Consider the following 17324-nt stretch of genomic DNA (forward strand, 5'->3'; position numbering starts at 1 on the left):
CGATCTAGTCCCATCGGAAATATCGTGCTGCTAGCCCGCCTGCCACAATTGCCCATCCGAGCATCACGGCCAAGTGCAATAGTTGCGGCCAGTGTCCGGATGCGGCGTCCTGCAGTGCCTGGACGCCGGCGCCAAGAGGGGTGAAGTCGCTGATCGTTCGCAGGACGTCGTTCATATTGGCGCGTGGTAGCCAGAGGCCGGCGAAAAAGGCCAGGGGGAAGAACACGATGGTGCCGATCGCGCTGGCACTCTTGCTCGACGGGGCGAGCGCGGCGACGAGTAATCCGATCGCGAACAGTGCCAAGGCCAGCAGTAGGTAACTGATGAGGTAGGCGAGCGGTTGCTGGGGCAGTTCCACACCGAATGCCAGCCGGCCGATGGCGAGGATGACGACCATCGTCACGACCGACAGGATCGTAGCCATCAGCAGTTGCGCTCCGAGCATGACAGTCGGTCGGACGGGGGTGGTGCGCATGCGTCGCAGCACACCTTTCTCCCGGTAGGACGCGAACAATTGCGAGAGGCCGCTGAGGGAAAAGGATCGTGACTCCGCGATCGCGGATCCGCTCGATAAGCCCCCACACGTCACGGCGGGCCTGCGGGTCGAGGCCCGTGGTCAGTTCGTCGAGCACCGCGACCTTCGGGTTGCCGATCAGTGCCAGCGCGATCGACAACCGCTGCTTCTGGCCGCCAGACAACCGCCTGAACTGCGTGCCGAGCTTGCTCGTGAGATTGAGGATCTCGGCGAGCTCCCGCCAGTCAGAGGGATCGCGGTAGAAAGAGCTGTACAGCTCCAGCGCCTCACCGACTTTGAGCTTGTCAGGCAGCTCACTCTCCTGGAGCTGTGCGCCGAGCAACTGTCGCAGCTCATCTTCGTCCCGATGCGGGTCGATGCCGCAGACCAGAATCGACCCACTGTCCGGGGTGCGCAACCACTCGAGGCACTCGACAGTCGTGGTCTTGCCAGCCCCGTTCGGCCCCAGGATGCCGAAGATTTCACCCTGTTCGACGGCGAAGCTGACCCCGTTCACTGCGGCGTGGTCACCGTAGTGCTTCACGAGGTTCTCTACCTCAATCATTCCCATACAACACTTCCCTTTGCAGCGACGACGATGCTCGGATGGTCGAGCGAGTCGTATTCGATCCGTGTCCAAGGAGTGGGCAACGGGCGAGCCATTCTTGACCGCTCAGTCGAACTCTAGACTGAGTAGTCGAAAAACGCTAGGCTTCCACCATGTCGACCCGCACCCATCAGGCCCGACGCGACGATCTGATCGCCGCGACCGTTCGGTTAGTCCACCGAGACGGCATCCACGCGGCGTCGGTCGAGCGGATCGCTGCGGAGGCAGGCACAAGCAAAGGCACGGCCCTGTACCACTTCGGTAGCAAGGAAGAGATCTATGCCAGCGTCGTGGACACCTTGTTCGACGCCGGCCGCGCCTACATGACCGGGCGCGTCCTGGCCGCGATCGCGACACCCAGGCACCAGGTCGAGACCTACGTCGAGGCGAACCTGCGCTTCATCCTCGACAATGTTGAGCACGTGGTGGCGACCCAGCGCATCGTCCAGCACACCGGAACCGTCGAAATTGACGACGCGATCCATCCGCTCCGTGGCCTGCTTGAAGCAGGCCAGCAGGACGGAAGCTTCGGCGAATTCGATGCCGAGTTCATGGCGCACACGATCCGCGCCATCATCGACTCCGCCGCCTACTACTTACCTGCCCACCCAGAACTAAACCCCGACCACCACATTACCGAGGGGGTCAGGCTCGTATTGCGTGCCATCGGTGCCACAACGACATCGACATCTGAAGAAGGGTAATTATGGCTCAACTAGCCGACAGCGAGACGACCTTAAGTGAAGTTCCCACTACCACAGGGAGCGGACAGACCCGTCGAATGACCAGTGCTGCGTGTGGGTTTGGCGCGTTCGCCGCCGTGATGTTCGCGCTTTTCATGGTCAGGCTGGGGATAGGGGCGAACGCCGTCTCGCCCGAATTCCAGATCTTCATGTGGGTAGCCGCAGTCGCGGGAATCATCGTCACTTTGCTGCTCCTGGCGGGCACCGTGTCAATGTGGATGCGGCAGTCAAGCGGTCACGTCATCCTAATCGTCGCCTCTGCCCTGGGGGTTGCGTACGCGGTGAGTTTCACCGTCTACAACTACTTTCGCGGTCCAGACGCGTACGGCGCGGGCGACATCGGGGTAGTCATTTTGCAGATACTACTCGGCGCCGTCCCGTCTCTTATCGCACTGATCTGCGCCGCTACAGCCAAGGCGCACAGCGCAACCCACCGATAGCCAAACGTAAGAGATTTCGGGCGAGTCGACGCGACTGAAGCCCGCCAAAAGAAGGAAGCATAATGCGCAAGTTAGTCATCTCGGAGTTCATTTCGTTTGACGGTGTTGTCGACTCGCCAGGGGGCGGCGACCACCCGGAGGCCGGCTGGACATTCAAGCGGGTGGAGCCAGACGAAAAGATGTACGAAGACCAGGGGCGTCAGCAGGACGCGGCAAGCGCGCTGCTGATGGGCCGCATTAGCTACGACGAGTTCGCGCCCGTGTGGCCGACGATGGAGGAGTTCGTGGGCTACAACGCGATGCCGAAGTATGTTGTGTCCACAACTCTCGAGAACCCGGAGTGGAACAACACTTCTGTGCTGCGCGCGCTGGATGATGTGCAGCGTCTCAAGGAGAGCGACGGCGGTGACATCTATGTTCCCGGCAGTCCAACGCTCGTCAAGAGCCTTGCGGCTGCGGGATTGATTGATCGGTACGACTTGCTCGTCTTTCCTGTCCTGCTGGGTGCGGGTAAGCGACTGTTCGATGACACCGACGGTGTGGGTCTCGCCAAGCTGGAGCTCGTCGAGTACAAGCCGTATGCGAACGGGGTCGTGCGGGCGGTCTACGACGTCGCACGCTGACCTGCGCGGACACGGCTACATTCACAGGGGTGATCGCTCTGATGGTCAGCTGACGTCAGCGGTTGACCCCTGTGGATGCGCTAATCCCGGTGACCACCATCTTCTCGAAGAGCTACTCGGGAGTGTGCCGAGGCCGACGCCACCATCGCAACGGGGCTCGCGTCCGCCGGAGATACGCGCGTCGTGAAACGAATGCAGCGTGGTGACGCTCCAGCGCTGGCTAGCGGCGTGATCGAGAGGGATGCGGGGACCAGCCGTAGATCTGGGAGCATGCGAGCGCGAGCCAGGTGAACTGCGCGAGCACGGCAATCCACAAGAGTGCGACGCCGACCGGGCTGGTCGCCAATACGGCTCCGCCGAAGAAGCCGACCACGATGACGCAGCCGAGGATCACACTTACGTTCCCGCGCCCTTTGGCGTCAATGCTGCGGCTCCACCCGGCGTGAGCAAAGGCAGCGGCGGCTATTGCGACGAAACCGAGCGCTCCGAAGAGCAGGTGCAGGATGCCGCTCAAGCCGAACTCACCCCCGGTCGAGCCGGGAGGGAATCCTTCGACAGGGTCAGGGGGGAAGACGGCGCTCAGGATGAGCCCGCCGCCATACACAATGATGAGCACCTGCATTGCCAGGCCGCGGCCACTGCGCACCGCCCGGGCAACCCCGAAGGCGGCGACGATCGCCATCAGCCCGGTCAGGATCAGGTTCGTTCGCTGCAGCCAGCCTAGGTCGCCGAGAGTCAGGAGCGAGAGGGCGTGGTGGGTCAGGTCGAAGCCCGGACGGGTGAGGGCGAGGACCAGGCTGGCGACCAGGTAGAAGGGGCCGGCGACAACGCCCCAGCCAAGGAGACTGCGCGTGACGGCGGCGCCGCGATCGAAATCGGGATTCTCGGACATTCTTTCTCCTGCACTTTGGAGTGCATTAGTGCACTCCGCGCTAGCATAGCTATCGACGACAAGATCGTGCAACCGGAGAGGAACGACATGGCGCAGAGCACCGAGGATCCGCGGGTCATCCGATCGCGCGCCCTGATCCTCGAGGCAGCGCGACGGGTCTTCCTGGAGGACGGCTACCAGGCTGCGACGGTAGAGAACGTGGGGGCAGCGGCGGGAATCGCCAAACGCACCATCTACAACCTCTACGCCAGCAAAGAGGATCTTTTCCGGGCAGCTATCCTGTCCGCGATCGAAATTGCAGACGCATTCGCCGCTTCCCTGGCCGCGAACGTCCGGCGTATGGATGCCTCGGTCGAGCACCTCGCGCAGATCGGCCTGCGCCTCGCGGAGGCCACCCTGCTCGGTCCTGTGCTTCCACTGCGCCGCCTACTCGTGATGGAGTCTCATTACTTCCCGGAACTGGTGATCGAGTACCGTTCACGCGCACCCGAAGCTGTCATGGCCGCGTTGGCCGAGCACTTCGAGATGATGATGCGCGCCGGCGCTCTGCGCGCCGTTGAGCCTCAATTGGCGGCTGAGCACTTTGCCTTCCTCGTCATGGGTGCCGACCTCGATCGCGGAATGTTCACCGGAGAACAGCCGCCGAGGGCGCGCGTGCGTCGCCGCGCAATTGCCGGCGCTGAGGCTTTCGCTGTCGCGTACGCGGCCTAGCCGCTCGCGCTCCTCGAAGGTGACGTCTTCCTGCGTTGCGCGAATACTCCCCGGTTTGTGCTCGACTCGTCTACTACGGCGTCACGGCTGCGAGGGGAAGGCGTGCATGAAGGCGAGGATAACGCGACGCTCGGGGTCCTCATCAACGATTTCTCGTCGCCTCCAGGACAGCAGGAGGTCGTCGACTTGGCGCCCGAGCTCAACAAGCTCGTCGGGGTGCTCCTGATCGCCCGTCGCCGACGCGCGACCACCGAGTAGCCTCACGCCACCGATCCGCCGATCCGCCGGCCCGCCTGTCGCTCGACGCAGCAGGCGGGCCGCGGCGCGTCGTCCGAGGCTCCGGGCCCGACCGACATGCGAGAATTCACGTGCACCACCGTTCGTCGCCGGGAATCGAACGTTGACGCCAAAAGCACAGTGGGAGAGAGGGCTACTTGAGCGTCGAAGACGATCGCCCCCGATTTCGTCGGCGGCAGTGGTTGACGACTCGCGTTCTCCTCACTTGCGCCGTGTTCGCCGCCGTTCAGGTCCTCCTCTATTTCGCGGTCGCGCCGTTCACCGCGGCCCTGGCAGCCACCTTCCCACCGGCGTACGCCGTGCTTGCCGGCTTGCACAGCCTGATGCCGTACACCGCGCGAAGATTCACCGGCCAGCATGGCACTGCCACGCTCACAGCGGTCCTGACGGGCGTACTTGTCGCCGCAGTCAGCCCGATCGGGCTCCTCATGCTGGTGCCACTGACCGTCGCCGCTGCAGCCTTCGATCTGACCTATCTCTTGCTCGGCTCGAGACGGCGGCTCCCGCCCGTCCTGCTCTCCGCTGTCGCAGCCATGACTTCAGCTGTTGCCCTCTTCGCCGTGTCCCTGCTGGTGTTCTCGACCGAGCACCTGATCGTCGGCGTGCTCGCGGTGACCCTTGTCGGCCGTATCATCGGGCAACTTGCGTCGGTATTCGGTTCGTCGGGGGTGGTCGGGCTTCTCGTTCGAGCTGGGGTGCGCCCCGGCCAAGCCAGACTGCAAAGTCGGAAGCCGGTGCCGGACAACTGAGTGGGTACGGCACCGGCTCGTTCATGAGAACGGGCACCTCAGGTGACCATCCAGGTGAAGACGGCGGCCGCGCCGCCCGGCTCACGCCGATGCGGCCTCCCAGACGAAGCCGTCGGGGTCGGTGAACGGCCCGGCATCGCTGCCGATGGCGATCCGGTGCGATCCGGTGCCGTCGGCGGGGACGCCGGCATCCTTGGCGAGGGCGCGGCGCTTGTAGAGCCCCAGCTTGATGGCACTGGCCGGTGAGGCGAACTCGACGTAGCTGCCGAAGCTCTTGCCGACGGTGAAGCCGTGGTCGAGGTAGAACCGCTTGCTCGCGGCCACGTCGTCGGCGGCCAGCAGCAGCGCGATCTGGTCGATCTGCCGCGTCGCCGGGCCGGTGTCCTTCTTCGCCGACGTCGCAACCTTCCAGATCGTTCCGTCGGGGGCTTGGAGACTGCCGCCGTAGCCCCACATGGACTTCTCGACGGGCTTCAGCGTCGTGGCGCCGGCGGCGAGCGCCGCTTCGAAGAGGCTCGTGACGGTGGAGGGCTGCGCCACGATGAGCGACAGCGTGAATCCGCGGAACCCGGTGCTCGGGGCATCCGTGGCGCGAACGCGGACGTGAGTGCCGAGTCCGAAGGCGGCGAGAATGCGCTCGGCGGCGGGCACGTCGGCCACTTCGAGCGTGACCGAATCGATGAGCGTCTGAGTCGTAAGTGTGTTCATGACAGTGACGCTATTCGCCCGCCCTCGCGGCCGCTTCTTCAGATCTGCTCGATGCAGCTCACCCGCCGAGCAGCCCCGGATATCGTCGGCCGTGAGCGTCTCGCTGAAGAGTTCGCCGTCGTCCATGAGTGAGGAGACCAGCTTCGCCTTGCGCGCCTTCAGCGCGCGCCACTTGGGTGCCGCCCAGTTCGCGTACGCGAATCCGCCGGAGAGCGCGACCGGTCAGGCCCGCGGCGGCGCAACCGTCGGGTCGAAGCCGTACGGCAGCTCGAGGCCGTGCGCGGCCATGCTCGCGGCATCGGCCATGATCTCCCTCGTCGGTCCGTCCGCGATGATCCTGCCGCCGTCGAGGATCACGGCGCGGGGGCACAACTCGAGGGCGTAGGGCAGATCGTGCGTCACCACGAGGATCGTCGACGAGAGCGCGTCGAGCGCGGTCGACAGTTCGCGCCGCGCGGTGGGGTCGAGGTTCGACGTGGGTTCGTCGAGCACGACGACGTCGACGTCCATCGAGAGGATCGTGGCGATCGCGGCTCGTCGACGCTGGCCGAGCGACAGGTGCTGCGGTGCCCGCTCGGCGAGATCGGCGAGACCCACACGCTCGAGCGCGGCGGCGACCCGCATCTCGAGATCGGGGCCGGTGACGCCGTAGTTCGCCGGGCCGAAGCCGACGTCTTCGCCGATGGACGGCATGAAGAGCTGGTCGTCCGGATCCTGGAACACGAGACCGACGCGCCGGCGCACCTCGCGCACCGTGGTGCGGTCGATCGTGAGGCCGCCGATCGAGACCGAACCCGATTGTGCAGCGTGGATGCCGTTCAGGTGCAGCATGAGGGTCGTCTTGCCCGCCCCGTTCGGGCCGAGCACGGCGACGCGTTCGTGCGGTTCGACCTCGAGGTCGACGCCGCGCAGCACCTCGGTGCCGTCGGGGTAGGCGAAGCCGAGGCCGCGAACCGAGATCGCACTCACGCCCCGCCCTCCCCGCCGCGGGCGAGCATCGCGAGGTGCACACGCTCGCCCCGGCCGTGCGCCCGCACGAAACCACTGCCGACGCCGCGCGCGATGACCTTCCACGACGCCGGGCCGGTCGCCTGGAAGCCGCGCGAGAGCCGTGCGGTGCGCATGCGCCGCCCTTCTTCGATGATGAGGTCGAGGTAGCGCAGCATGAACCCCATGATCGAGGTCAGCGCACGGGGGAGGCGCAGTTGCTCGAACGCCTGGATCACCTTGCGCGGCGGTGTCGTCGCGATCAGCACGGTGGATGCGAGGAGCGCCAGGGTGGCCTTCACGAGCAGCGCCCAGGCACCCCAGAGCCCCCCGATCGAGAGTGACAGGCCGAGCACCTCGACACGCGGTCCGGTCGCGATGAACGGCATCAGCATCGCGAACACCACGAAAGGCACCTCGAACACGAGCTTTCGCGCGATGAATCCGGCTGGGATCCGTGCCCTGATGGCGAGCGCCATGAGCACCCCCGCGTAGACCGCGAACGCGGCGAACCACTCGCGCGGGGTCGCCACCACGATGAGGGCGAAGCCGATGAGTGCGAGCACCTTGCTGCGTGCGGTCGCTCGGTGGAGCGGGGAGCTGCCGTTCAGATAGCCCCATTCCACGCCGGCGGGAGTGGCCACGTCAGCCGGCACGTCGTTTCGACGCCCGCCCGATCAGCCAGGCCAGGGCGAAGGTGACCGCGCAGCCGACCGCGCCCGCGATCGCGACCGACAGCCAGGGGTTGGCGATTCCCACGACGCCGTAGTCGGCGAGCGCACTTCCCGTGGTGGCGCTGTCCTCGGCGGCGCCGAGGAATCCGTTCGACTCGGCGACGAATTCGAGGCCGTCGGGGTGGCTCGAGGCCCAGAGGCTGACGATGCACGCGAGCAGCACAGCGAATGCGAGCGCACCGATCGTGAACGCTCGAGTGGAGATGCGGCGTCTGCTCATACGGACGCCTCCTTCGGAGTGATGGCGGTATCGAGTGATCGACCGTCGACACGCGCGAATCGGGCCCCGTAGACCAAGTCGGGACGGGTGGCCAACACGGCCGAGACGATGAGCATCGTGATCACGGCTTCGCCCAGCCCGATGACGGTGTGCCAACCCACCATCGCCGCGAACACGGCGTCGAGCGGCACGTCGACGTGGCCGCCGATCGCGAACAGACCGACGAATACCGCAGCGGCGGCGGGAACCGAGACGAGGGCGCCGAGACCCGCGGCGAGAGCGACCGACCATCGCCTACCGGGCAGCACCAGCATCATGAGGCGGAACACCCCCCAGCCGACGGCCACGGTCACCACCCCCATGAGCGTGATGTTCGTGCCGAGCGCCGTGATGCCGCCATCGGCGAAGAGGAATGCCTGCACGATGAGCACGACGCCGAGACAGAGCACGCCCGTCCATGGGCCGACGAGCACGGCGGCGAGCGCCCCGCCCATGAGGTGGCCGCTCGTGCCGGCCCCGACCGGGAAGTTGATCATCTGCGCCGCGAAGACGACGGTCGCGACGATGCCCACCATCGGGGCCTTGCGATCGTCGACGATCTCCCTGCGGGCCCGGGTGAGTGCGATTCCGATCGCCCCCGCCGCAACGACTCCGGTCGCGATCGACACCGGTATGTCCAGGAATCCATCGGGTACATGCATGGCCCAGCCCCCTCCGCGGAACCCGAAACGGGTCCCTCGTCCCCCTGGCCCCACGATAGCCCGATGCGATGCAGCGGGCTAGGCCCGGTCGGGAAGGCGGTACCGTCGGCGGGTCACCCGCCGAGCAGCCCCCGGATGTCGTCGGCCGTGAGCGTCTCGCTGAAGAGCTCGCCGTCGTCCATGAGGGAGGAGACGAGCTTCGCCTTGCGCGCCTTGAGCGCCATGACCTTCTCTTCGATGGTGCCCTCGGCGACCATGCGGTAGACGTTGACCGACTTCGACTGCCCGATGCGATGCGCCCGGTCGACGGCTTGCGCCTCGCTCGCCGGGTTCCACCACGGGTCGAGGAGGAAGACGTAGTCGGCCTCGGTGAGGTTCAGGCCGAACCCGCCCGCCTTCAGGCTGATCAGGAAGACCGGTGCGTCGCCCTCGCGGAACTTCGCGATGACGTCGGCCCGTCTGGTCGTCGATCCGTCGAGATACGCGTACGGCACCCCTGCCGCCTCGAGCCGGGCGGCGGCCAGCCGCAGGAACGACGTGAACTGGCTGAAGACGAGCGCGCGGTGCCCCTCGGCGACGACCTCGTCGAGTTGCTCGAACAGTGCGTCGAGCTTCGCCGACGGCACGTCGGCGTACTGTTCGGGGTCGATGAGCCCGGCATGCAGGCTCAGCATGCGCAAGAGCGTCAGCGATCGGAACACCGTGAACCGGTTGCGATCGAGATCTTCGATGAGCCCGAGCAGCTTCTGCCGTTCGAGCTGCAGGAACGCGTCGTAGATGCGCTGATGCTCGGGGTCGAGCTGCACGGTCAGCACTTGCTCCTGCTTCGGCGGCAGCTCGGGTGCGACGACCTCTTTGGTACGGCGCAGCATGAACGGGCGGATGCGGCGGCGCAGCGTCGTCAGCCGATCGGCGTTGTGGTCGTTCTCGATCGGCCGGGCGAATCGCTCGGCGAACCCGCGAGCCGAAGGGAACAGTCCGGGCGCGACGATCTTCAGCAGCGCCCACAATTCCATGAGATTGTTCTCGACGGGCGTGCCGGTGACGGCGAGCCTGAAGGGGGCACGGATGTCGCGTGCTGCAGCATTCGCCTTCGATGACGCGTTCTTCACGAACTGCGCCTCGTCGAGCACGAGACCGGCCCAGTCGAGGCCCGCGAACTCGGGGGCGTCGAGGCGCAGGATCGCGTAACTCGTGACGATGATGTCGGCGCGTGCCGCGACATCCGCAAGTCGAGTGCGGCTCGCCGCCCGTGTCGTGGTGACCGACTCGACTCGGAGGCCCGGCACGAAGCGTGCGGCTTCGATCGCCCAGTTCGAGACGACGGAGGTCGGAGCGACGACCAGGAACGGCCGGCGGGTGGCCTCGTCGCTCGTCTCGTGTACGTGCGCGATCAGCGCGAGCGTCTGCGCGGTCTTGCCGAGGCCCATGTCATCGGCGAGGATGCCGCCGAGCCCGTGCCGATGGAGGAACGCGAGCCAGCGGTAGCCCGCGAGCTGGTAGGGCCGAAGCTCCATGGCGAGCCCCGCAGGCGGCGCGATCTCCTCCACCCGGTCGGCTGCGCGGAGCCCCGCGACCGTCTCACGCCAGGCGACGGCCGTCTCCGACTCGTCGGCGAGGTCTTCGAACTCGGCCCAGAGGCTCGTTTGGTAGCGGCTGATGCTCAGCCCGACCTCCCATTCGCGCAGCGACCCGGCCTCTTCGATGAGCTCGCGCAGCGGGTCGAACACGGGCTGCTTCAGCGAGAGGTAGGTGCCGTCGATCAGCATGAGCTTCGCCCGCCCCTTGGCGAGCGCACTGAACAGCGGCCCGAACGGCACCCGCTTGCCCTCGACGGTGACGACGACGCCGAGGTCGAACCAGTCGGTGCGTTCGCTCTCGACGGTCGTGACCGTGAGCTTCGGCGCCTCGACGAGTTCACGATAGGCCGGCGGATCGCCGACGACGTCGACGCGCAGCCGCTCGAGTTCTTGCAGTCGCGGCAGCAGTCGCGCGGTGAACTCGGCGCTCGCGAGGCCGCGGAGCACCGCCCCGGCACGAAGCACGGGTTCTGCACCGGAGGTCACCGAGGGCAGCCCGGCCGGGTCGTCGGCGAGTACAGCGGCAGCGGATGCTGCGACGAGCCGTTCCTGCTCGGGGTCGTGGAACTCGGCGTCGGGTGCGTCGAGGGCGAATCGCCGCCCGCCGTCGGCCTCCCACTCCCATTCGAGTCGCACCACGTGCTGCGGCTCATGATGCATCGTGACGACGAGGGTCGCGGGCGGAAGTTCGGGCAGGTCGAAGCTTCCGTCGCCGCTGCCGAGCTTGAGCGATCGGGCGAGCGGCGCGTACTGCTGCTCGACGAACGCCGCGACCTCGGCCGACGGAACCACGATCGGCGATCGGCGCCGAACCGCCGCGCGCCCGGCGGGCGTCAATGGCGCGGCGAGCGGCGCGAGCGTGATCGTGCCGCGGGCGAAGTCGTAGACGTAGACGCCGTGGTCGCCGATGAGTCGCACCAGGTCGGTGGGGTACACCCGCTCGTCGACGGTGACCGAAGGTGTCAACACGAGATCGGGCTCCGGCTCGGGCTCGAGGCCGGCCGTGGTCGCCGGCTCGACATCGAGGCCGTTCGCGGCGGCAGCCGAGGCCGCGGGCGCGGGCTCGCGCTCGCCGCGACGAGCGTCGAGGCCGATCACCGCGGCCCCCGCGACGTCGACAATGCCCCGCGCCGTGGCAGCGACGAGCCCGATGCCGAGGCGGGGCGCCGCCTCGAGCAGCGCCCAGAGTGTGTGGCTCTCGTACTCGTCGAGGGAGATCCACGCCGATCCGAACTCGGCGAACGCGGAATGCCGCGCGCCCTTGAGCAGTGAGAACTCGGCGAACCAACGCGCCTGCGCCGGGTCGAACCCGCCAGCGCGCCCCTGGAACCCGACGTTCTGCCACGTGAGGTTGCTCTTGATCCAGCCGCCGCGCGTCCCGCGCGTGACGGGACGAACCGCGAGACGGTCGACGGATGCCGCAGACGACGCCGGCTCGTCGCGAGCCGACTGGCGCCGGCTCCCGCGACGCGCGACGCGCTCACGCAGTTCGAACTGCAGCGCCAACGGCTTGCGCGGGGCGGCGGCATCCGCTTCGCCCGAACCGCCGGTTGCGCCCGCGAGCGCCGCCAGCTCGCCGCGCCATCCATCTTCCGCCGCGCTCGTGGCATCGCGCGACGCCGACTCCGCGGCCTCGGACTGCGCACGGCGATGATGTTCGGCGGCAGCGAGCAGTGTCGCGGCGACGTGCTTGCAGTTGCGGCCGACCGGGCACGTGCAGGCACCCGCGAGGATCGTTGCACGCCCCGGCATGCCGAGGTCGAGTTTCACACTCGAGCGGTAGGGCTCGGGCGCGGTTCCGCGGACGTCGGCGCTCAGCCGGAAATGCGCGGGATCCCAGGTGAGCGAGACGACGCCCCCGGCGCGCTCGACCGTGCGCCCCCGGCTCAGGGCCAGCGGACCGACGAACCTGGCGATCGCGAGCTCCTCCACGAACGGGTACGTGTCGACGGTCATCCTTCAATCGTCGCACTCCTCGCAGACACTCGTGGACGGTTCCGCTGCACGGCGAAGGGTTCAGCGCGTGCCGACGGGCGTTGACGGATGCGCGCTCGCCGAAGCCCGGATCCGCGCGATTCGACGCGCCGCCCATCTCCCGGTGAGCGGACTGATGACGATGAGGAGCGCCCACGTGTACCGCGCCCAATCGGTGCCGAACAGGTACGCGATGGGAATGGAGGCGAGGAACACAGCCGGAGTCGTCAGGGTGTCGAGCAGCTTGACGGTGTCGGCTCGGCGCGGGAGGGGATCCTTCAGGACGCCATCGCGACGCGCCACGAAGAAGACCGCGGCCTGGGCCAATACGGCCACGCTGATGTTCAGCGCGTACACCGACACCGCGAGGGGCTGGTCGGCGGTCTCGGAGTCGCTGATGCCCTGCGTCGAGAAGGGGATGAGCACGACGAAGGCGATCGCCACGAGACTCACCACGATGGTGGCCGAGGTGATCGCGTCGAAGCCGGCGACGATGCGATGATTCACCCGCCAGAACACCGCGATCACCGCGAAGCTGATCGCGAAACCGAGGAGCTGCCAGCCGAGTCCGCTGTCGAGCAGGGTCGTCGGGCTCTTCCAGTCGGATGCCGCGGGCGGGTCGATGTTTACGACGAGCAGGGTCAGCGCGATGGCGTAGACGGCGTCGAGGAACGCGAAGGTTCGTGCGAACTCGACTGAATCCCGTCCGTACGTTCGCTCGGGCTCTGCTGTCGCGCTCACGGGTCGAGTCTGCCGCGGGCGCGCGCCGCTCAGCGCCCGACCCGCCGTTGATCGGCGTCAGTCGGATCGGCGTCAGTCGGATCGGCGTCAGTCCCAGTCGGCTGCGTGCATCCAGCCGGCGATGTACGCGCGCTCGTTCTCGCCGAGCCGCACGCCGAGGTTCGGGGTGCTCCCGGGCTCGAGCTCGCAGAGCTCGAAGATGCGGCGTACGACGACGGCTCGGAGCGGTGCATCGAGGTTCTCGAGCACTTCCATCTGCAGCGGGCGTTCGAGCATCGGCCACCAGAGTCCGATCGGCGGAAGTCCGTGCGAGCGCCGGGCACGCTCATCGTGTGCGGGTTCGTCGAGGATCGAGCTCATTGTGCCGGCTCCTCGCTCGTGCGGCCCGTCTCGGGGTCGCGGACGACGACCTGTTCGTTCGGGTCGGCGTCTTCTTCGGCCTGCTGGTGCTGCTCGACGGCATCGACGGCCTGGTCGAGTTCGTCCTCCGGGCGCGATACGGAAGGGGCGGGATCGCTCATCGGTGTGTACTCCTCGTTCGAGTCGGCTGCGGCATCGGAGCCGACATCTTCGAACGTACGCGCGCGGAGTCGGCATCGACAGGGGATTGACCCTTCGAGGGGCGCATGCTACTCGCGGAGCCCGAGACGGTTCAGGCGATCAGATTCAGCCGAGCACTTCGCCGAGGTCGTACGCGACCGGACGATCGATCTGCTCGAATGTGCACGAGCGGGGCTCGCGATCGGGGCGCCAGCGCTCGAACTGGGCCGTGTGCCGAAAACGCTCGCCCTCGAGCTGGTCGAAACGCACTTCGGCGACGAGCTCGGGGCGCAGGCGCACGAAGGAGACGTCGCGGCCCGATGAGAAGCGGCTGCGCTCGGTCTCGCCGGTAACGGCCCCGCCGTCGTCGTCGCGGACGACGTAGGGCTTGAGTTCGTCGATCAACTCGAGTCTCCGCGCGTTGCTGAATGCCGACATGCCGCCGACGTTGCGCAACTGCCCGGAGTCGTCGTACAGGCCGAGGAGGATGGATCCGACCCCGTTGCCCGAGGCGTGGATGCGGTAGCCGAGTGCGACCACGTCGGCGGTGCGGTGGTGCTTCGCCTTCAGCATGACGCGCTTGCCGGGGGAGTACGGTGCCGCGAGCGGCTTGGCGACGACACCGTCGAGCCCGGCGCCCTCGAACTCCTCGAACCAGCGACGCGCGAGCGCGACGTCTCTCGTGATGCGGGTCAAGCTGATCGGGTCGCCGAGTTCGCCGACGAGTCGTTCGAGTGCGGCCCGGCGTGCGGAGAACGGCTCGTCGATGAGCGAGACGCCGGCCTCCTCGATCAGGTCGAAGGCGACGAACATCGCGGGCGTCTCTCGGGAGAGCATCTCGACACGGCTCGCAGCGGGATGGATGCGCTGGGAGAGCGCCTCCCAATCGAGGCGCGCGCTGCCGGCCGGCCCGGCGGCGACCACGATCTCGCCGTCGAGCACGCACGGCCCGGGCAGCATGCGAGCGAACGCCTCCACGAGTTCGGGAAAGTACCGAGTGAGCGGCTTCGCCCCGCGGCTGCCGATCTCGACGTGCTCGCCGTCGAATGCGACGATGCCGCGAAAGCCGTCCCACTTCGGCTCGTAGGCGAGACCGCCGGCAACGGAGTCGGGCTCGGGCACGGTCGGCACGGCCTTGGCGAGCATGGGAGCGACGATCTCGGTGGGCGCCATGGCGTCAACGATATGACCGGATGGCGCGGCTGGCGAGAGCTCGAGGCATCTGTCGTCGATTCGGTGTGCCCGCTCAGATCACCGCGCGGAGCCCCGCGGAGAGCGCGGTGTGGTGCTCGAAGACGAGGTTCGTCTCGGTGAGGGCGACGGCCGGGTTCGCCGAGAGGTTCTTCAGCACGAACTGGCGCACGTGATCGCTGTCGCGCACGCGCACATGGATGAGGAAGTCTTCGGAGCCGCCGAGGAAGAAGAGCTGCGCGACTTCGGGTTGGGTGCGCAGTTCGTCGGAGATCTGCTCCATGAGGTGCCGGGCGCCAGGGCGGATGCGCACGCTCACGAGCGCCTGCAGATGGTAGCCGAGCGCGGCGGGGTCGATCTCGGCGGTGTAGCGCACGATGACCCCGCGCTCGCGCAGCGACCGCACCCGAGCGAGGCAGGTCGACGGGGAGATTCCGACGGCGCGCGCGAGGTCGACGTTCGGCGTGCGGGCGTTCTCGTGCAACCGGGCGATGATCTGACGGTCGACAGCATCGAGCACGACCGGCGTCGGTTCGGCGCCGGGTGCGCTGATCTGCGGTGCATCGGGCATCGGGATATCCTTGATTCGAATGAGTGCAGCGGATGCATCCATTCTACCGAATTCTGTGCGGTTGATCTTTCGGACAATCGAACAAGCGGCGAAAATAATGGCACTCGTCATCACGACATTCGGCCCACAGTTATCGGAGCAACCCATGCGCATCGGCGTGCCCGCAGAGATCAAGAACAACGAGTTCCGCGTCGCCATGACGCCCGCCGGGGTGCACGCGCTTGCGGGGCGCGGTCACGACGTCGCGATCGAGGCCGGAGCCGGCACGGGCGCCGGCTACCTCGACGCCGAGTACGCCGCCGCGGGCGCCACGATCGTCGCGACCGCCGAGGAGGCGTGGTCGGCCGACCTCGTGCTGAAGGTCAAGGAGCCGATCGCCGCCGAGTACGGCTTCCTGCGCGACGACCTGACGCTCTTCACGTACCTCCACCTCGCGGCCGACCTGCCGCTCACGCGGGCGATCCTCGACTCGGGCGTCACGGCGATCGCGTACGAGACCGTGCAACTCGCCGACCGCTCGCTGCCGCTCCTCACGCCCATGAGCGAGGTCGCAGGCCGACTCGCGCCGCAGGTCGGTGCCGCCGAGCTGCTCGCCTCGCGGGGTGGGCGCGGCGTGCTCCTCGCGGGCGTTCCGGGCACCTCGCCCGCGAAGGTCGTCGTCATCGGCGGCGGCGTCGCGGGTGAGCAGTCGGCCGCGACCGCACTCGGCCTCGGCGCCGGCGTCACCGTGTTCGACATCTCATTGCCGAAGCTGCGCGAGATCGACGCCCGCTACGACCACCGCATCCGCACGCTGGCGTCGTCGCCGTACGAGATCGCGCGCCAACTGAAGGACGCCGACCTCGTGGTCGGCGCGGTGCTCGTGCCGGGCGCCGCGGCACCGAAGGTGGTCAGCGACGAGATGGTCGCCGCGATGAAGCCGGGCTCGGTGCTCGTCGACATCGCGATCGACCAGGGCGGATGCTTCGAGGGTTCACGCCCGACCACGCACACCGAGCCGACGTTCCGCGTGCACGACGCGATCTACTACTGCGTCGCCAACATGCCCGGGGCGGTGCCCGCGACCTCGACTCCTGCGCTCACGAACGCGACGCTGCCGTACACGCTGCAGATCGCCGATCTCGGCTGGCAGGCCGCGCTCGCCGCCGACCCGGCGCTCGCGAAGGGGCTGAACGCCACGGCCGGCCGTCTCACGAACGAGGGCGTCGCTGCGGCGCACGGGCTCGAGCTCGCGTCGATCTGAGCTGCACCTCGTCGTGGCGCAGCCACGACTGTGTCGAGGCCTTGCGAGGGTCTCGAGACGCGCTTCGCGCTCCTCGACCGGCGAAGTGTCGAGGCCTTGCGAGGGGTCTCGAGACGCGCTTCGCGCTACTCGACCGTCGGGGCGTCGAGGGTGACCGGTAGGCCCGCCCGGTGCCACGCCATGATGCCGCCCTCGACGTTGACGGCGTCGACGCCCTGCGACTCGAGGTACGCCACAGCTTGAGCGCTGCGCCCGCCGACATGGCAGATCACGTAGACGGTCGTGTCACGAGGCACTTCGCCGACTCGGTCGACGAGCTCGCCGAGCGGGATGTCGAGCGTGCCGTCGATGCGCGCCTGTACCAGCTCGTGCGGTTCGCGCACATCGAGGATGACGGCGTCGGCGATCGCGTGCACGTCGTGGGGAATGGCGGATCGCATCGGAGCTCCTGGAAATGGTCGGGCGGGGTCCGTCCAACGTTACCCGCGGTCTCGACACAGCGCTCCGCGGCGATGCTGACATGGATTCCGCGCGATACCACGTATGGTGTCCGTGTGC

Annotated in this window: 21 protein-coding genes and 1 pseudogene; 7 read left to right on the forward strand and 15 right to left on the reverse strand. The window is 67.6% G+C overall.

Annotated elements, in window-relative coordinates; translation table 11 throughout:
• Positions 1 to 4: 4 nt before the first annotated feature.
• Together AC1C2R_RS14200 and AC1C2R_RS14205 are read right to left on the reverse strand one after the other, a co-directional pair.
• Positions 5 to 589, reverse strand: coding sequence for an ABC transporter permease (locus tag AC1C2R_RS14200; RefSeq protein ID WP_495380331.1), 585 nt, complete (start codon positions 587 to 589; stop codon positions 5 to 7).
• Between the two features lie 37 nt (positions 590 to 626).
• Positions 627 to 1085, reverse strand: a pseudogene (locus AC1C2R_RS14205) (ABC transporter ATP-binding protein); the annotation flags it as partial.
• Positions 1086 to 1234: 149 nt separating this feature from the next.
• On the opposite strand from AC1C2R_RS14205, the gene AC1C2R_RS14210 reads away from it, so the two are divergent.
• From AC1C2R_RS14210 to AC1C2R_RS14220, 3 genes are all read left to right on the forward strand, one after another.
• Entirely contained in the window at positions 1235 to 1825 is a 591-nt protein-coding gene (locus AC1C2R_RS14210; protein ID WP_495380332.1) for a TetR/AcrR family transcriptional regulator, read from the forward strand.
• A 77-nt stretch (positions 1826 to 1902) separates the two neighbouring features.
• Positions 1903 to 2304, forward strand: a complete 402-nt coding sequence (locus AC1C2R_RS14215) for a hypothetical protein (RefSeq protein WP_495380333.1) — start codon at positions 1903 to 1905, stop codon at positions 2302 to 2304.
• A gap of 62 nt (positions 2305 to 2366) precedes the next feature.
• Positions 2367 to 2927 (forward strand): dihydrofolate reductase family protein, encoded by a 561-nt coding sequence (locus AC1C2R_RS14220; protein WP_495380334.1) that lies wholly within the window; start codon positions 2367 to 2369, stop codon positions 2925 to 2927.
• A gap of 220 nt (positions 2928 to 3147) precedes the next feature.
• Here the strand turns inward: AC1C2R_RS14220 and AC1C2R_RS14225 are convergent, their stop codons facing one another.
• On the reverse strand, positions 3148 to 3819 hold the full coding sequence (locus AC1C2R_RS14225; protein WP_495380335.1) for a DUF998 domain-containing protein: 672 nt from the start codon (positions 3817 to 3819) through the stop codon (positions 3148 to 3150).
• An 87-nt stretch (positions 3820 to 3906) separates the two neighbouring features.
• On the opposite strand from AC1C2R_RS14225, the gene AC1C2R_RS14230 reads away from it, so the two are divergent.
• The 3 genes from AC1C2R_RS14230 (at position 3907) to AC1C2R_RS14240 (ending at position 5576) form a co-directional block, all read left to right on the forward strand.
• Positions 3907 to 4530 (forward strand): TetR/AcrR family transcriptional regulator, encoded by a 624-nt coding sequence (locus tag AC1C2R_RS14230; RefSeq protein WP_495380336.1) that lies wholly within the window; start codon positions 3907 to 3909, stop codon positions 4528 to 4530.
• 102 nt (positions 4531 to 4632) lie between these two features.
• The gene (locus tag AC1C2R_RS14235) at positions 4633 to 4788 is read left to right on the forward strand and encodes a hypothetical protein (RefSeq protein WP_495380337.1); all 156 of its coding nucleotides are present in this window, start codon (positions 4633 to 4635) and stop codon (positions 4786 to 4788) included.
• A 251-nt stretch (positions 4789 to 5039) separates the two neighbouring features.
• Positions 5040 to 5576, forward strand: a complete 537-nt coding sequence (locus AC1C2R_RS14240; protein ID WP_495380338.1) for a hypothetical protein — start codon at positions 5040 to 5042, stop codon at positions 5574 to 5576.
• Between the two features lie 81 nt (positions 5577 to 5657).
• On the opposite strand, the gene AC1C2R_RS14245 is transcribed toward AC1C2R_RS14240, so the two are convergent.
• The 11 genes from AC1C2R_RS14245 to AC1C2R_RS14295 all read right to left on the reverse strand — a co-directional run bounded on the left by AC1C2R_RS14245 (position 5658) and on the right by AC1C2R_RS14295 (position 15523).
• A complete protein-coding gene (locus AC1C2R_RS14245) occupies positions 5658 to 6284 on the reverse strand; it encodes a VOC family protein (RefSeq protein WP_495380339.1) in 627 nt (208 codons plus the stop codon).
• Positions 6285 to 6506: 222 nt separating this feature from the next.
• Positions 6507 to 7253, reverse strand: coding sequence for an energy-coupling factor ABC transporter ATP-binding protein (locus AC1C2R_RS14250; RefSeq protein ID WP_495353124.1), 747 nt, complete (start codon positions 7251 to 7253; stop codon positions 6507 to 6509).
• Positions 7250 to 7927: a cobalt ECF transporter T component CbiQ gene (cbiQ, locus tag AC1C2R_RS14255; protein WP_495353125.1), complete on the reverse strand. Its 678-nt coding sequence runs from the start codon at positions 7925 to 7927 to the stop codon at positions 7250 to 7252. Before cbiQ ends, AC1C2R_RS14250 begins: the two co-directional genes overlap by 4 nt.
• A complete protein-coding gene (locus AC1C2R_RS14260) occupies positions 7917 to 8225 on the reverse strand; it encodes a PDGLE domain-containing protein (RefSeq protein ID WP_495353126.1) in 309 nt (102 codons plus the stop codon). Before AC1C2R_RS14260 ends, cbiQ begins: the two co-directional genes overlap by 11 nt.
• Positions 8222 to 8926: an energy-coupling factor ABC transporter permease gene (locus tag AC1C2R_RS14265; RefSeq protein WP_495353127.1), complete on the reverse strand. Its 705-nt coding sequence runs from the start codon at positions 8924 to 8926 to the stop codon at positions 8222 to 8224. Before AC1C2R_RS14265 ends, AC1C2R_RS14260 begins: the two co-directional genes overlap by 4 nt.
• Before the next feature lie 113 nt (positions 8927 to 9039).
• Positions 9040 to 12462, reverse strand: a complete 3423-nt coding sequence (locus AC1C2R_RS14270) for a DEAD/DEAH box helicase (protein WP_495380340.1) — start codon at positions 12460 to 12462, stop codon at positions 9040 to 9042.
• A gap of 60 nt (positions 12463 to 12522) precedes the next feature.
• Positions 12523 to 13221 (reverse strand): TMEM175 family protein, encoded by a 699-nt coding sequence (locus AC1C2R_RS14275; protein ID WP_495353129.1) that lies wholly within the window; start codon positions 13219 to 13221, stop codon positions 12523 to 12525.
• An 87-nt stretch (positions 13222 to 13308) separates the two neighbouring features.
• Positions 13309 to 13581: a hypothetical protein gene (locus tag AC1C2R_RS14280; protein ID WP_495353130.1), complete on the reverse strand. Its 273-nt coding sequence runs from the start codon at positions 13579 to 13581 to the stop codon at positions 13309 to 13311.
• Positions 13578 to 13742 (reverse strand): hypothetical protein, encoded by a 165-nt coding sequence (locus AC1C2R_RS14285; RefSeq protein WP_495380341.1) that lies wholly within the window; start codon positions 13740 to 13742, stop codon positions 13578 to 13580. The genes AC1C2R_RS14280 and AC1C2R_RS14285 overlap by 4 nt, the downstream gene beginning before the upstream one ends.
• A 145-nt stretch (positions 13743 to 13887) precedes the next feature.
• A complete protein-coding gene (locus AC1C2R_RS14290; RefSeq protein ID WP_495353132.1) occupies positions 13888 to 14934 on the reverse strand; it encodes an ATP-dependent DNA ligase in 1047 nt (348 codons plus the stop codon).
• Between the two features lie 73 nt (positions 14935 to 15007).
• The gene (locus AC1C2R_RS14295) at positions 15008 to 15523 is read right to left on the reverse strand and encodes an Lrp/AsnC family transcriptional regulator (protein ID WP_495353133.1); all 516 of its coding nucleotides are present in this window, start codon (positions 15521 to 15523) and stop codon (positions 15008 to 15010) included.
• Positions 15524 to 15668: 145 nt separating this feature from the next.
• Between AC1C2R_RS14295 and ald the strand changes: the two genes are divergently transcribed.
• Positions 15669 to 16766, forward strand: coding sequence for an alanine dehydrogenase (ald, locus tag AC1C2R_RS14300; protein WP_495380342.1), 1098 nt, complete (start codon positions 15669 to 15671; stop codon positions 16764 to 16766).
• A gap of 125 nt (positions 16767 to 16891) precedes the next feature.
• On the opposite strand, the gene AC1C2R_RS14305 is transcribed toward ald, so the two are convergent.
• Positions 16892 to 17206: a rhodanese-like domain-containing protein gene (locus AC1C2R_RS14305; RefSeq protein WP_495353135.1), complete on the reverse strand. Its 315-nt coding sequence runs from the start codon at positions 17204 to 17206 to the stop codon at positions 16892 to 16894.
• Positions 17207 to 17324 lie beyond the last annotated feature (118 nt).

The sequence above is a fragment of the Agromyces sp. Y182 genome (assembly GCF_059445385.1).